The organism is Arenibaculum pallidiluteum (assembly GCF_017355985.1).
Classification (GTDB): Bacteria; Pseudomonadota; Alphaproteobacteria; order Azospirillales; family Azospirillaceae; genus Arenibaculum; species Arenibaculum pallidiluteum.
Map to the genome: position 1 here is coordinate 210,682 of NZ_JAFIQU010000005.1, position 13,223 is coordinate 223,904.

The following is a 13,223-nucleotide window of genomic DNA, read 5'->3' on the forward strand; positions in this document are numbered from 1 at the left end:
GGGACGAGCCGCGCAAGGGCATGAACGACGCGATCCACAGGGCCTTGCTGCCGGCGGGCCTGCCCGACCTGCTTCCGCCCGACGCCGGTCACGAGGCCGCCATCGTCGAGCGGCTGATGGCGGCGTTCGGACGCTCGGGTTACGAGCGCGTCAAGCCGCCCCTCATCGAGTTCGAATCCACCATGCTCTCGGGTTCTGGCCAGGCTCTGGCGACCGAGACCTTCCGCGTGATGGATCCGATCTCGCAGAGCATGCTTGCGCTGCGCCCCGACATCACGCTGCAGGTTGCCCGCATCGCGACCACCCGCCTGACGCGTCGGCCGCGGCCGCTGCGCCTGTCCTATGGCGGGCAGGTGGTGCGCACCCGCGGCTCGCACATGCGCCCGGAGCGGCAGTTCGGCCAAGTCGGCGTGGAGCTGATCGGAACCCTGGCGCCCGAGGCTGACGCCGAGGTGGTGGTCCTCGCCGCCGAGGCGCTGCAGGCGGCGGGCGTGCCGCATCTGTCGGTCGACCTGAACGTCGCGACCCTGGTGCCGACCCTGTGTCGTGCGCTGAACCTGCCCGAGGAGGACTCGGCGCGCCTGCGCTCGGCCCTTGACCGCAAGGATGCGGCCGGCGTGGCGGCGGTCGGTGGCCCCGCGGCGGCCCTGATGGGGCGGCTGATGGCCGCCAGCGGCCCGGCGGCCCGCGCTGTTGCGGCGCTGTCCGCGCTCGAGCTGCCCGAGGCGGCCGAGGCCGACCGGCGCCGCCTCACCGAGGTCGTGCGCCTGGTCAAGGAGGCAGCACCGTCCCTGATGCTGACGGTGGACCTCGTCGAGCATCGCGGCTTCGAATATCACACCGGTCTGGGCTTCACCTTCTTCGCCCGCGGCACGCGCGGCGAGCTCGGCCGCGGCGGGCGATATCGCGCCGGCGGCGACGGGCGCGACCCGCTGTCGGGCGAGCCCTCGACGGGCTTCACCCTGTATCTCGACACCGTCCTGCGCGCGGCCCCGGGGCCGCAGCCGACCACGCGCCTGTTCCTGCCGCACGGGACTGATCCCGGGGAGGGGCGTCGTCTGCGCGAGGCTGGCTGGACCACCGTCGCGGGGCTCGAGCCCGCGTCGGACGCTGGCGCCGAGGCGCGACGCCAGCGCTGCACCCACCTGCTCGTCGCGGGCGAGCCGGTGGCGCTCGATTGAACCGGAGTAGCTGACAATGGCGAACGTGGCTGTCGTGGGCGCCCAGTGGGGCGACGAGGGCAAGGGGAAGATCGTCGACTGGCTGTCGAGCCGGGCCGACGTCGTCGTCCGGTTCCAGGGCGGCCACAATGCCGGCCACACCCTCGTGATCAACGGCGTCGAGTACAAGCTGAGCCTGCTGCCCTCGGGCGTCGTACGGCCCGGCAAGCTCAGCGTGATCGGCAACGGCGTGGTCGTCGACCCCTGGGCCCTGCTGAAGGAAATCGAGGCCATCCGCTCCAAGGGCGTCGAAGTCACGCCCGAGACGCTGGTGGTCGCGGAGAACGCCACGCTGATCCTTCCCGTGCACGGCGCCGTCGACCGCGCCCGCGAGGAGGCTCGCGGCGCCTCGAAGATCGGGACCACCGGGCGCGGCATCGGCCCCGCCTACGAGGACAAGGTCGCGCGCCGGGCGATCCGCCTGTGCGACCTCGCCGATCCGGCCGTGCTGGACGGCAAGGTCGAGCAGATGCTGTTCCACCACAACGCGCTGCTGCGCGGCTTCGGCGCACCCGAGATCGAGGCGGCGGACCTTCTGGCCCAGCTCCGCGAGATCGCGCCGCGGATCCTTCCCTATGCCGGGGTGGTGTGGGACCGACTGGACGCGCTGCGCCGCCAGGGCAAGCGGATCCTGTTCGAGGGCGCCCAGGGCACCATGCTGGACGTCGATCACGGAACCTATCCCTTCGTCACCTCCTCCAACACGGTGGCCGGCAACGCGGCGACCGGGTCGGGCATGGGGCCGGGCGCGGTCGGCCACGTCCTGGGTATCTGCAAGGCCTATACGACGCGCGTCGGCTCGGGCCCGTTCCCGACCGAGCAGGTGAACGACATCGGCGAGCTGCTGGGCGCGCGCGGCAAGGAGTTCGGCGTGGTCACCGGCCGCAAGCGCCGCTGCGGCTGGTTCGATGCCGTTATGGTGCGCCAGGCGGTGAAGGTCGGCGGGATCAACGGCATCGCCCTGACCAAGCTGGACGTGCTGGACGGGTTCGCGGAGCTCAAGGTCTGCACCGGCTATCGCCATGAGGGCCGGGTTCTGAACCACTATCCAGCCGGGCAGACGGCCCAGGCCTCGGTGGAGCCGATCTACGAGACCTTCGAGGGCTGGTCCGAGAGCACGCGCGGCGCGCGGAGCTGGGCCGATCTGCCGGCCACGGCGGTCAAGTACGTCCGCCGGATCGAGGAGCTGATCGAGGCTCCGGTGACGCTGCTCTCCACGAGCCCCGAGCGCGACGACACCATCCTGATGCACGATCCCTTCGAGGACTGAGCGCGCCCGAACGCGCGGAACCGGCGGATGCGAAGGCTCCGCCGGTTTTTTTAATGCTTCTTTTGCCAAGCTCCCCGAAACTGCCCGCGGGAGGGAGGGCCGATGGCATTCGCCGAGGCAGCCGATGCGCCGACCGCGGCCGCCATGGATGCGGTCGTCCTGAACAACCGGGTCGAGATTCTGCCCGGATCGCCCCTGCCTGCCCTGAACGCGCCCGGCGGACCGGCCTTCCTGGCCCGCGCCGTCCGCGACCGCAAGGCCGAGCTCTTCGCGATCGTCTGCACCAGCGGGCTTCCGCCCCGCACGGACATGCTGACCTCGCTGAAGAGCATCGAGACACAGTCGCTGATGCGCCTCCTGGACTGGGGCGTGATCGACTGGCCGGCCGACGGCCACCGGCGATTTGCCCTGATCTTCGAGCGCCCCTCGGGCCGCCGGGTCATGTCGGCCCTGTCCGAGACCATCGAGCCCATGGGCGAGGAGCGGGTCACCCGGCAGGTGATCCAGCCGCTCGCCGCGGCCCTGAAGGAGCTCGGCGTGCGCGGCATCGTGCATGGCGACGTGCGGCCCACCAATCTCTTCGTGCGCGACCAAGCCACCGGCGGCGTGATGCTGGGCGAGTGCATCTCGACGCTGCCCTCCTATACCCAGCCGGCGATCTTCCTGCCCATCGAGCGCGCCATGGCGCAGCCGGGCGGGCGCGGCGCAGGGAGCACCGCCGACGACCTCTACGCGCTCGGCGTCACGGCCCTCGTGATGCTGCTCGGCCGCAACCCGGCGCGGCAGCTCGACGACGAGGCGATGCTGCAGGCGAAGATCGAGAAGGGGACCTACCCGGCGCTGGTCGGCACGATGCGCATCTCCCTCTCCATGATGGAGGTGCTGCGCGGCCTGCTCTCGGACGATGTGAAGCAGCGCTGGACGCTCAGCGACGTGGACATGTGGCTCTCGGGGCGCCGGCTCTCGCCGAAGCAGCCCCAGGTGCCGCGCAAGGGCGTGCGGCCCTTCGAGTTCCAGGACGGCGAGGCGTGGCACGCGCGCTCGCTGGGCCGCCTGCTGGCGCGTGCCCCCGGGGCGGCGGCCCTGCAGATCGACAGCGGCGAGCTGGACCGCTGGCTGCGCCGCAGCCTGGGCGACGAGGTGCGCGCCGAGGCGGTTCAGGGCGCGGTCGCGTCGGCAACGGCGGCGGGCAAGTCGGGCAGCTTCGAAGAACGGCTGGTGGCCCGCGTCTGCCTCGCGCTCGATCCGCCGGCACCGATCCGGTACAAGCAGCGCTCGGTCATGGTGGACGGGTTCGGCCATGCCATCGCCGAGGCCTTCGCCCTGGGCCAGAGCCCGCAGGCTCTCGGCGAGGCGATCGCGGCGCAGCTTCCGATGTTCTGGGTGAACGTCCAGCTCGAGGCGAAGGCCGAGTTCGTCCCGCTGATCCAGACCTTCGACCAGATGCGCTCCTATCTCGAGCGCCAGGGACTCGGCTTCGGAATCGAGCGCGTGCTCTACGAGCTGAATCCGACCATGGCCTGCATCAGCCCCATGGTGAAGGCCTTCCACGCCCAGTCGCCGCTGGAGCTGCTGCAGGCGCTGGACCAGGTGGCGACCCGCGTCGACCGCGGCAAGGAGCCCATCGACCGGCATGTGGCCGGGTTCCTGGGCGCACGCTTCCGCAAGCTCGACGAGCGGCTGCTGTCGATTGCCGGAAACGGCGGCGAATCCGGGCGGCGGGTCACCGCGATCCTGAACATCCTGGGCGAGGTGCAGACCCGCTTCGGCCCGGCGAACCTGCCGAACCTCAGTGGCTGGCTCGCGACCATGGTCGAGCCCGCGCTGGAGCGGTTCCATTCGCGGCCGCGGCGCGAGAAGATGAAGGCCGATCTCGTGAAGGCCGCGCGCAGCGGGGACATCCGCCAGCTCCTGAAGCTGATCGACGACCCCGAGGCGGTGCGCAAGGACGAGATGGGGTTCGCCGCCGCGAGGCGCGACTACGACCGCGCGGCCAAGGAAATTCAGCGCGCCGAGCGCGAGATCGAGAACCGCCAGGAGACCGCCGACACGCTGGGCCGCCAGATCGCGGCCATGGTGTCGAGCGTGCTGGCGACGGTGGCGCTGGTCGGCATCGTCATCGTCTATTTGATGCGGCGATAGCCCGACCGGGCGCGGGAACGGGCGCAGGGCGCGCCGGGAACTGGGAAGCGGGGACGACGGGGCATGGCGGCACGGGGCAGGCGGCGGAGCGGCGAGCGGGGCGGGCCGGTGACCCTGTTCCTGCTGATCGTGGTGCCGCTGTCGCTGATCTTCATGCCGACTGCCCTGGTCATCGGGGCGGGGCTGATCCCCACGGCGGTGGCCTTTCTGATTGACCGCGATCCCGACAAGACGGCGCCCATGACGGTGGGCGCGGTGAACTTCGTCGGCGCGATGGCCTTCGTGATCCAGCTCTGGCAGCGCGAGCACAGCCTCGCGGCCGCCCTGGCGATCCTCTCGAACCCGTTCGCCTGGGCCGGCATGTACGGTGCGGCGGCGCTGGGCTGGGGCATCTACTACGCGGTGCCGCCGATGGTCGCGGGCTTCTCGGCCATGAGGGCACAGGCGCGCATCGACAAGCTGCGCGAGCAGCAGGCCGCGCTGGTCGCGGAATGGGGCCCCGAGGTCAAGGGCGAGACGCCGCTCCAGCCCCAGCCGGCGGCCGAGGGCTGAGCCGCCGGCGCCGGTCTCCGGGCCAGCGGCAGGGGCCGGTCAGAGCTCCTGGGCCAGACGCTGCTCGGTGGCCGCGTTGCGGATCGCCTTCTGCAGCTTCTCGAAGGCGCGGACCTCGATCTGGCGCACGCGCTCGCGGCTGATGCCGTATTTCTGCGACAGGTCCTCGAGCGTGGTCGGCTCGTCTCGCAGGCGCCGCTCCGTCAGGATGTGGCGCTCACGCTCGTTCAGGTCCTTCATGGCCTCGCGCAGCAGGACCTTGCGCTTGCCGAGCTCCTGCCGCTCGGCGAGCTGGATCTCCTGCGTCTCGGCCTCGTCGACCAGCCAGTCCTGCCATTCGCCCTCGCTGTCGGCGCGCAGCGGCGCGTTCAGCGAGTGGTCGGGGCTGGCCAGGCGACGGTTCATGGAGATCACGTCGGATTCCGGCACGTCGAGCTTGGTGGCGATCGCGGTCACGTGCTCGGGCGACAGGTCGCCGTCGTCGATCGCCTGCATCTGGCCCTTGAGCTTGCGCAGGTTGAAGAACAGCTTCTTCTGCGCGGCCGTGGTGCCCATCTTCACCAGCGACCAGCTGTGCAGGATGTATTCCTGGATGGCGGCCCGGATCCACCACATCGCATAGGTGGCGAGGCGGAAGCCCTTGTCGGGGTCGAAGCGCTTGACCGCCTGCATCATGCCGACATTGCCCTCGGAGATCAGCTCCGAGACCGGCAGGCCGTAGCCGCGGTAGCCCATGGCGATCTTGGCGACCAGGCGCAGATGGCTGGTCACCAGGCGATGGGCCGCATCGGTGTCGCCGGCCTCGCGCCAGGCCTTGGCAAGCATGTATTCCTCTTCCGGCTCCAGCATCGGGAATTTCCGGATCTCCTGGAGATAGCGCGCCAGGTTCGATTCGGAACTAATCACCGGTATGCTGGGGAGATTGCCAGCCATCCTCTTCGTCCTCTTCCGGCGGCCCCGCGCGGGGCCCGCCAATGCTGTCCCCCGGCTTTCGGGGGCGGGCCGCCGACGGCCCGGGGATCATCATCTCGCTCTAAACATATCATAACCGACCAGTAGGGTCGGGTATAGGTCTTTAAAGGCGTTCTAAGGTGCGGAGGAGGTCCTCCATGTCCGCCGGGACGGGGCTCTCGAACGACATGGCGGTGCCGGTCCGCGGATGCACGAAGCGCAGCTTTGCAGCGTGCAGGGCCTGTCTTCCGAAGGAAACAAGGGCTTCCGTGGCCGGTTCCGGCAGCCCGCGGGCGCGGATGGCCGAGGCCCGACCCGTTCTTCCGCCATAGACGGGATCGCCCACGAGCGGATGGCCGATATGCGCCATATGCACGCGAATCTGGTGGGTCCGCCCGGTCATCAGCGTGCATTCCACCAGCGCGGCGGCGAGACGGAAACCCCGGATCACGGCATAGCGCGTCAGCGCCGGCTTGCCCGTGCCCTCTCGCACCACCGCCATGCGCTTGCGATCCTGGGGCGAGCGGCCGATGGGCGCCTCGACCTCGCCCCGGGGTGGCGAGGGCAGGCCGTACACCAGGGCCAGATAGGTGCGGCTGAGGCTGCGGTCGGCGAACTGTGCCGACAGGCCGGCATGGGCCTCGGCCGTCTTGGCGACCACAATCAGCCCGCTGGTGTCCTTGTCGAGCCTATGGACGATCCCTGGCCGGCGCACGCCGCCGATCCCAGAGAGCGAGGACCCGCAATGGTGCAGCAGCGCGTTCACCAGCGTGCCCCGCGGGTTCCCGGCCGCGGGATGCACGACGAGCCCGGCGGGCTTGTCGATCACCAGCAGGTCCTCGTCCTCATGGACGATCCGAAGCGGGATGTCCTCGGGCTCGGGCAGGGCCGCCTCGGGCTCGGGGACCTCGATCTCGACGGCTTGGCCGGGCTTTACCCGGCGTGACGCCTCGGCTAGGGTCCGGCCGTCCAGGGACACCATTCCCTGGTCCAGCAACGCTTTGAGGCGCGAGCGCGAGAGGCCGGGGAAGGCGCCGGCGAGGGCCTTGTCGAGGCGCATGCCCGCTGCGTCGGCCGTGACCGTCCAGGCGAGTCGCCCTGCAGGCGCCGCCAGGTCGGCAGCGCCGCAGGGCTCCCCGTCGTCGAGCAGCTCGTCCTCGAACCCGTCGATCTCGGCGTCGTCGAACTCGGCGCCGGGTCCCTCTCCGTACCCGTCCCGCGCCCCGCCGGGGCGTTCCGTCACCACCCTGTCCTCTCCTCCGAAGGCCGCAGCACCATGATTTTCACCAGCGACAACGTGACCGGCGCCGCCCCCGAGATCCTGGAGGCGCTGACCCGCGCCATGACGTCGGGCGCCATGCCGTCCTACGGCGCGGATCCGGTCACGGCGGGGTTGGAGCGGCGCCTGGCCGATCTCTTCGAGACCGAGGTCGCGGTCTTCCCCGTGGCCACCGGCTCGGCCGCCAACTCCCTCGCCCTGGCGACGCTGACGCCGCCCTATGGTGCGGTCTACTGCCATCATGAGGCTCACATCAACACCGACGAATGTGGCGCTCCTGAGGCCTTCACCGGCGGGGCCAAGCTGATCGGGCTGCCGGGCGAAGGCGGGAAGATCGCCGCCGCCACGCTGGAGGCGGCCTTGGCCAGGGCGCCCTTCGGCTTCGTGCATGCGGTGCAGCCGACGGTGCTGAGCCTGACCCAGGCGACGGAGGCGGGCACGATCTACACCCCGGCCGAGGTGGCGGCGCTTTCCGCCATCGCGCGCGAGCGGGGCCTTGCCGTGCACATGGACGGCGCACGCTTCGCCAATGCCGTCGCCCGGCTGGGCTGCAGTCCGGCCGAACTGACCTGGAAGGCGGGGGTGGACGTCCTCAGCTTCGGCGCCACCAAGAACGGGGCCCTGGCGGCCGAGGCGGTGGTGTTCTTCGGCGGCGATGCGACGGGCGGCGCGGGCGCGAATGGAGTCGCGCCGTTGAAGGAGCGCGCCCGCGAGTTCGGCTACCGGCGCAAGCGCGGCGGGCATCTCTTCTCGAAGATGCGCGTGATCTCGGCCCAGCTCGACGCCTATGTGGCGGACGGGCTGTGGTTGCGCCTCGCCGGCCATGCCAACGCGATGGCCGACAGGCTGGCCGCCGGCCTGGCGCGGGTGCCGGGCACCTCGCTGCGCGATCCCGTGCAGGCCAACGAGATCTTCGTGAGCCTGCCGGAGCCCGTGACCGCCGGCCTTCTGGAAAAGGGCTACCAGTTCTACCGCTGGGACGGCCCGGTGGTGCGCCTGGTGACCTCGTGGGAGACCCGCCCGGAGGCGGTGGATGCCCTGGTCGCCGATGCGCTGGCGCTGGCCGGCAGGGCCTGAGGACAGGGACGCTCCCCGGTCTTCCGTGCCGGCGGAAAACACCGTGAACAGGGCTCGCCCCTTCCCGGCCTGTCGGCCTGGGAAGGGGCGCTGGACCACGTGCATCGGGGCACCGTCAGTTGGCGTAGGCGCGGCTGAAGTCGGTTTCGCCGAAGGCCATCTCGGAGGCGGCGGGCTGCCCGCCGGCGATCTGGACCCAGTCCTGGCCCGAGAGGTTGTCGTAGATGGGATCGACCGCGGCTTCGCCGGAAACCAGCGAACGGAAGCCCTGCGCGCTGCGGCCGGCCTCCTGGCGCACCGCGACCGGCGCCGGGCCCTGCGGGTTCGGCTGGGCGCCGAAGGAGACGAGGTCGGAGGAGCCGTGGAACTGGTTCACGCCGGGGTTGCCTTCGCCGGCGAAGGCCGGGGCGGCGGACAGGATGCCGATCAGGGCGGCGGCGATGGACAGCGTCTTCATGGTCGGGGTTCCTTTCGGGTCTGGCTGGTTGGGTGGTCGGTGGGTTCGGCTGGCTGGATGCTCGGCAGGGCCGGCGGTCAGTTGGCGTAGGCGCGGCTGAAGTCGGTCTCGCTGGAAGCCATCGCGGAGGCGGCGGGCTGCCCGGCGGTGGCGATGACCAGGCCCTGGGCCGAGAGGTTGTCGTAGAGCGGGTCGACCGCGGCCTCGCCCCAGACCAGGGCCTTGTCGGCCAGGCCGGGCCTGCCGGCGTCCTGGCGGACGGCGACGGAGCCGGTCTCGGCCCGGGCGCTCGGCTGGGCGCCGTAGGAGACGAGAGTGCTGGAGCCGTGGAACTGGTTGGTGCCGGCGCTGCCTTCGCCATTGGCCAGGGCGGGGGCGGCGGCGAGGATGCCGATCAGGGCGGCGGCGAGGGTCAGGGTCTTCATGGCGTGGGCTCCTTTGCTGTTTGGGTGGTTGGGTTGGTGTCGCTTGGGTGTGTGTTGGCGTCCCGTGCTGGGGTGAGAGGACCATCTCATACGATCAGATCGTGCGCGATGTATAATCCTGCAACCCTGCTGCGCGCCGGACGCGATCGCGATTAAATCGCGTGCGTGATAAAGGGAGCAGTTTGCCCAGAGGCTCGTCTGCGGGCGGGATCTCCCGGCGACAGGTGGCGTGTACGCGCCGGTTGGTCAGGCATCAGGGCAGGGCGGGAAGACCCATGCCCGTAAGACGCAGCAAGCTTCTCTGCCGTCGCGAACCGCATCGGCGGTTCCGCCGGTGCCCTGCGCAGCAGGGGAGATGGGTGACGGCGCACGGCCGTGGCGCGACCTGCCGCGGAGATCCAAGAAAAGGCTTGAATGCCCCGAACCCGCTGGCTATATCAGCGCCCACGCACGGCCTCGTCCCCTTCGTCTAGAGGCCTAGGACACCGCCCTCTCACGGCGGTAACAGGGGTTCGAATCCCCTAGGGGACGCCACTCAAAGCCTAGAGTTTCTGCCGTTTCCAGCCCCGCCATCGAGCGGGGCTTTGCTTTTCTGTCCAGTATTTGTCCAGTACGCGGGCGCGAGAGAGCCCATGATACGGGGCGGCACGTAGCGTCACGGGACGCACTCCATGCGGGATCTGACCGTCGCCTGTTGCGGCAGCGAGCCAGGCAAGGGGGGGCTCAGTCGCAACGATTCGTTGCCGCCCACAACGCAGCAGGCGTAGCCTCCTAAAAAAGCTCGGGAGGGAACGTCATGGGCCTGTTTTCGGCAATAGCGCGGATGTTCCGGCGCACTGACACAACGCCGCCGCCGATGCCTCCGACCTTCTCGCCGGCCGGCATGCACGCTCCCGATGAGCCGGAACTCCTGATCAAGCTGGGTGTCGATGACGATGATCGACTCGAGCAGTCAGGACGGCGGAGCGGAAGGGCCAAGCTCCAGGCTGCACCGGACGTCGAGAGGATCGATGACGATCTCTGGGGCGTTACCTTCGCCATCGAGTACCGGGACGGTGCGGGCGACGAGACGCGTCGGCGGATCACTCTGCGGCAGCTCTACCGGGGCGCCGGTGGTCTCTTCTATCTCCAGGCCATGTGCCATGAGCGAAGGGCCCTTAGGACCTTCCGCTTCGATAGGATCTGCTGCGTGATCGACATGGACGGCGTTGTCCATGATCCAACTAAGTTCTTTGCTGACGAGCTGCGCTTCGATGTTCGGGGAAATGCGCCCGCACCTGTGCCTCGCGCGAAGTCCCTCGCAGCTGATCGCGCCACCGTGCCGAAGCGGTCCTTGACGCCGAGCATGCCCCCGGTGCCCGTTGAGCCAGAGAAGCCTGGCTACGCCCACCGTCGCGTCGCGCGCGATGGTCTACGGGTGCTGGTCGCCTTGGCCCGGTCGGACGGTTTTCTGGCGCCCGAGGAGATCAGCGTGATAGTGGGGTACATCGCTGCGAAGGCCCACCGCTCTGAGATTGCTGTGACTGATGCCGATGTGACCGCCCTCCGGGGTTACCTGCAGCGCCAGTATCCGTCCATTGACGTTCTCGAGCGTTGCCTCGATGGGCTCGAGCAGGAACCAGTCGAGGATCAGCGGCTGTTCTTAGATAGCGCTGTTGCGTTGATGCGTGCTGACGGTGAGGAGCACGCTGCCGAACTCGCGATGCTGACGGAACTTAGGGATCGGCTGGCTGTGCCAGCATAATACACCCCCATCGGGCAGCAATTGGGGTGCCTAAGCCATCACGGGACGCACTCACGGCTCGTACGGCTGCACCTCTTCCACGACGCGACCGACCACGATCACGTCACCCACCAGCCGGCCATGTGGATGCCGGCCTAGGTCAGCCATGCTGGCGCGTCCGAAGCGCTCGCCGGGCATCGGCGCCGCGGTGACCAGCTGCACGAGCTCAATGGTGCCGTCGGCCCGGACGACGCAGACGGTCTCGCCAGCGCCGTACTCGGTCGGCTTCATGTCGACCACGCGGCCGTCGACTACCGCCTGCCGGTCGCGCAGCTGCGCCGCCGGTGGGGGCAGGGCAGCCTGGGCTGCAGGACCGGTCAAGCGGACCAGGCGGTACTCGTGCGGCTTGGTCTTCACGGCGAAGCCGCGCCGGTCGACGAGGCCGCGCGCCAGGAGCGACATCACTGCTCGGTGCACGGTAAACGGCTTGAGGTCTGTCGCCTCGGACATCCGGCCGTGCGAAACCGGCCGCCACTCGTCGTAGTCCAGGACCGCGCGCAGAAAGCCGAACAGCGTCTGCTCCGGCGCTGGGAGGGTGAGCGGGGCGTCGTTGGCGGGGCGGGGCACGGCCGCGGCGCGCTGCTGCTCGATCCAGGCGTCAAACACCTCGACCATCTGAATCGTCGCTTCGGTCGCGCGATCCGTCTCGGACTTGGTGCAGATATAGAGCGCTTGCTTCTTGTTCAGCCAGTAGGCCTTGCCAGGCCGGCCGCCACGCGGGGAGGTTTGCGTCATAGTAACGCGAACCTCCCCAAAACGCCGCAACGCGCTGAAATGTCGCTCGATGAGGCGCCGGATCTCCCGCGGGCGTTCAAATCCAAGGGCCTCGGCAAGCCGCAGATCGAAAAGACGCGGCTCGTCCCCGAGTCGCGTGGTCAGGTCATCTAGTGCTATGTCACGTGCTGCCGCGGGCATTCGGAGGTGCGCTCCTTCGCGCGGAAATGGGCAGATATGTCTTTAAGATGCGTATATGTATATTTAATACACCGAAGGAGGTAGAGGCGCAAGCCGTTCTTGCCGGAAGCTGTAAGCCGTTGTCCCTTCGGGTCATGGTTACCGGGGCACAGATCCGCGCGGCTATAGGGCTGCTTGATTGGACGCTGCAGGAGCTGGCTGCTCGGTCTGGTGTCCCGTGGCACACCGTGCGTCGTATGGCTAAATCCGAGGGCATGCCGCGGACACTCGCGCCTAATGTCGTTGCGGTTGAGCAAGCGCTAAAGGACGCCGGAGTCGAATTCATCGGTATGGACGGTGTTCGCCTACCGAAGAGGTCCGATTAGGCAAGCCCGGTGCCGGGATGCTGCTGGCCCACGTTTCGCGGCATCGCGCAGCGAAACGCCGAACCGATCCCGCGCTTTTAGCTGGTGATTTGTCGGTGCCGCCGACGAATGCCCGTCACCGGGAGACGCCGCCAAGCTACCTTCGTGCCATGGTGGATGTGGCCTGATCTCCGTTGCAGTCGGTCATACACAGCAGCGGGAGCCGAGTAGCGTTTGTTCCCCATTCGTTCTTGCCTGGCCGCGCCGGCGGCGGCACCATGCCGGCATGGGCAGCAAGAAGACCGACACGGTGGGCGATCTGGCGCGGATCGGCGGCTATGTCCGCATGAAGTGCCGGCGCTGCGGTCACGAGGGCCGCTTCGTCGCGGCCGAGCTGGTGGCCTTCTTCGGCTATAACAAGCGCCCGGAAACGATCCGGGGCCGCTGCACGGCGTGCAACAGCCCCGATGTCGACGTCGGGCCCGATCTCGGGCTAGCGCGCGGCGACCTCAGGCGGGAGAAGCCGAAGCCGGTTTGATGAAGTGGTTCAGAATGCGACTTAATCCGACAACAGCACTCGCTGGAGTGTCTCTGCGTATGCAGCTACGGCAAACGCAAGAATGCTTGCAACGCGAGCGGAAATTATATCAAGTTATGCAAACCAGCTGATGGCCCGAGCCTCGAGTATTGCACTAGGGCTTTATTTTTCAGCAAACTCCATTCGTGCATGTAGGCCCGTGATCAGCCAAGCCCGAGGAGAAGGCCGAGTGGATAAAGCATGTCAGAGGCGTGCGAAGATCAGGCGCTC

General features: G+C 68.9%; 12 protein-coding genes and 1 tRNA gene. 8 read left to right on the forward strand and 5 right to left on the reverse strand.

Translation table 11 applies throughout. The features are described from left to right. The first annotated feature begins 20 nt into the window (after positions 1-20). The 4 genes from JUB13_RS12905 to JUB13_RS12920 all read left to right on the forward strand — a co-directional run bounded on the left by JUB13_RS12905 (position 21) and on the right by JUB13_RS12920 (position 5,184). A complete protein-coding gene (locus tag JUB13_RS12905; RefSeq protein ID WP_207479488.1) occupies positions 21-1,181 on the forward strand; it encodes an ATP phosphoribosyltransferase regulatory subunit in 1,161 nt (386 codons plus the stop codon). A 16-nt stretch (positions 1,182-1,197) separates the two neighbouring features. Beyond that, positions 1,198-2,490, forward strand: coding sequence for an adenylosuccinate synthase (locus JUB13_RS12910; RefSeq protein WP_207479489.1), 1,293 nt, complete (start codon positions 1,198-1,200; stop codon positions 2,488-2,490). Between the two features lie 102 nt (positions 2,491-2,592). Next, positions 2,593-4,632 carry a serine/threonine-protein kinase gene (locus tag JUB13_RS12915; protein WP_236024920.1) on the forward strand — a complete coding sequence of 680 codons (2,040 nt, stop codon included), beginning with the start codon at positions 2,593-2,595 and terminating at the stop codon, positions 4,630-4,632. A 63-nt stretch (positions 4,633-4,695) separates the two neighbouring features. Beyond that, positions 4,696-5,184: a hypothetical protein gene (locus JUB13_RS12920; protein ID WP_207479491.1), complete on the forward strand. Its 489-nt coding sequence runs from the start codon at positions 4,696-4,698 to the stop codon at positions 5,182-5,184. Positions 5,185-5,223: 39 nt separating this feature from the next. On the opposite strand, the gene rpoH is transcribed toward JUB13_RS12920, so the two are convergent. Continuing rightward, entirely contained in the window at positions 5,224-6,117 is an 894-nt protein-coding gene (rpoH, locus tag JUB13_RS12925; protein WP_207479492.1) for an RNA polymerase sigma factor RpoH, read from the reverse strand. Between the two features lie 142 nt (positions 6,118-6,259). Further along, on the reverse strand, positions 6,260-7,378 hold the full coding sequence (locus JUB13_RS12930; RefSeq protein WP_407928129.1) for an RluA family pseudouridine synthase: 1,119 nt from the start codon (positions 7,376-7,378) through the stop codon (positions 6,260-6,262). Between the two features lie 33 nt (positions 7,379-7,411). Between JUB13_RS12930 and JUB13_RS12935 the strand changes: the two genes are divergently transcribed. Next, complete coding sequence (locus tag JUB13_RS12935) at positions 7,412-8,491, forward strand: threonine aldolase family protein (RefSeq protein WP_207479494.1); 1,080 nt, start codon at positions 7,412-7,414, stop codon at positions 8,489-8,491. 115 nt (positions 8,492-8,606) lie between these two features. On the opposite strand, the gene JUB13_RS12940 is transcribed toward JUB13_RS12935, so the two are convergent. Together JUB13_RS12940 and JUB13_RS12945 are read right to left on the reverse strand one after the other, a co-directional pair. Next, a complete protein-coding gene (locus JUB13_RS12940) occupies positions 8,607-8,948 on the reverse strand; it encodes a hypothetical protein (protein WP_207479496.1) in 342 nt (113 codons plus the stop codon). A gap of 77 nt (positions 8,949-9,025) precedes the next feature. Beyond that, positions 9,026-9,373, reverse strand: coding sequence for a hypothetical protein (locus tag JUB13_RS12945; RefSeq protein WP_207479498.1), 348 nt, complete (start codon positions 9,371-9,373; stop codon positions 9,026-9,028). A gap of 458 nt (positions 9,374-9,831) precedes the next feature. Here JUB13_RS12945 and JUB13_RS12950 point away from each other — a divergent pair. Together JUB13_RS12950 and JUB13_RS12955 are read left to right on the forward strand one after the other, a co-directional pair. After that, positions 9,832-9,907 (forward strand) — tRNA-Glu (locus tag JUB13_RS12950). A gap of 262 nt (positions 9,908-10,169) precedes the next feature. Then, on the forward strand, positions 10,170-11,117 hold the full coding sequence (locus JUB13_RS12955; protein WP_207479500.1) for a WYL domain-containing protein: 948 nt from the start codon (positions 10,170-10,172) through the stop codon (positions 11,115-11,117). Between the two features lie 51 nt (positions 11,118-11,168). Here JUB13_RS12955 and JUB13_RS12960 read toward each other — a convergent pair whose 3' ends face one another. Beyond that, the gene (locus tag JUB13_RS12960) at positions 11,169-12,071 is read right to left on the reverse strand and encodes a Rha family transcriptional regulator (RefSeq protein WP_207479502.1); all 903 of its coding nucleotides are present in this window, start codon (positions 12,069-12,071) and stop codon (positions 11,169-11,171) included. Between the two features lie 630 nt (positions 12,072-12,701). On the opposite strand from JUB13_RS12960, the gene JUB13_RS12965 reads away from it, so the two are divergent. Further along, positions 12,702-12,953, forward strand: coding sequence for a hypothetical protein (locus JUB13_RS12965; protein WP_207479504.1), 252 nt, complete (start codon positions 12,702-12,704; stop codon positions 12,951-12,953). The last annotated feature ends 270 nt before the right edge of the window (positions 12,954-13,223 follow it).

What these genes read in the sequence shown, in the direction of transcription:
- JUB13_RS12905 (WP_207479488.1), top strand. Translation starts at nt 21, where the DNA reads ATGAACGACGCGATCCACAGGGCCTTGCTGCCGGCGGGCCTGCCCGAC.
- JUB13_RS12910 (WP_207479489.1), top strand. Translation starts at nt 1,198, where the DNA reads ATGGCGAACGTGGCTGTCGTGGGCGCCCAGTGGGGCGACGAGGGCAAG.
- JUB13_RS12915 (WP_236024920.1), top strand. Translation starts at nt 2,593, where the DNA reads ATGGCATTCGCCGAGGCAGCCGATGCGCCGACCGCGGCCGCCATGGAT.
- JUB13_RS12920 (WP_207479491.1), top strand. Translation starts at nt 4,696, where the DNA reads ATGGCGGCACGGGGCAGGCGGCGGAGCGGCGAGCGGGGCGGGCCGGTG.
- rpoH (WP_207479492.1), bottom strand. Translation starts at nt 6,117, where the DNA reads ATGGCTGGCAATCTCCCCAGCATACCGGTGATTAGTTCCGAATCGAAC.
- JUB13_RS12935 (WP_207479494.1), top strand. Translation starts at nt 7,412, where the DNA reads ATGATTTTCACCAGCGACAACGTGACCGGCGCCGCCCCCGAGATCCTG.
- JUB13_RS12940 (WP_207479496.1), bottom strand. Translation starts at nt 8,948, where the DNA reads ATGAAGACGCTGTCCATCGCCGCCGCCCTGATCGGCATCCTGTCCGCC.
- JUB13_RS12945 (WP_207479498.1), bottom strand. Translation starts at nt 9,373, where the DNA reads ATGAAGACCCTGACCCTCGCCGCCGCCCTGATCGGCATCCTCGCCGCC.
- JUB13_RS12955 (WP_207479500.1), top strand. Translation starts at nt 10,170, where the DNA reads ATGGGCCTGTTTTCGGCAATAGCGCGGATGTTCCGGCGCACTGACACA.
- JUB13_RS12960 (WP_207479502.1), bottom strand. Translation starts at nt 12,071, where the DNA reads ATGCCCGCGGCAGCACGTGACATAGCACTAGATGACCTGACCACGCGA.
- JUB13_RS12965 (WP_207479504.1), top strand. Translation starts at nt 12,702, where the DNA reads ATGGGCAGCAAGAAGACCGACACGGTGGGCGATCTGGCGCGGATCGGC.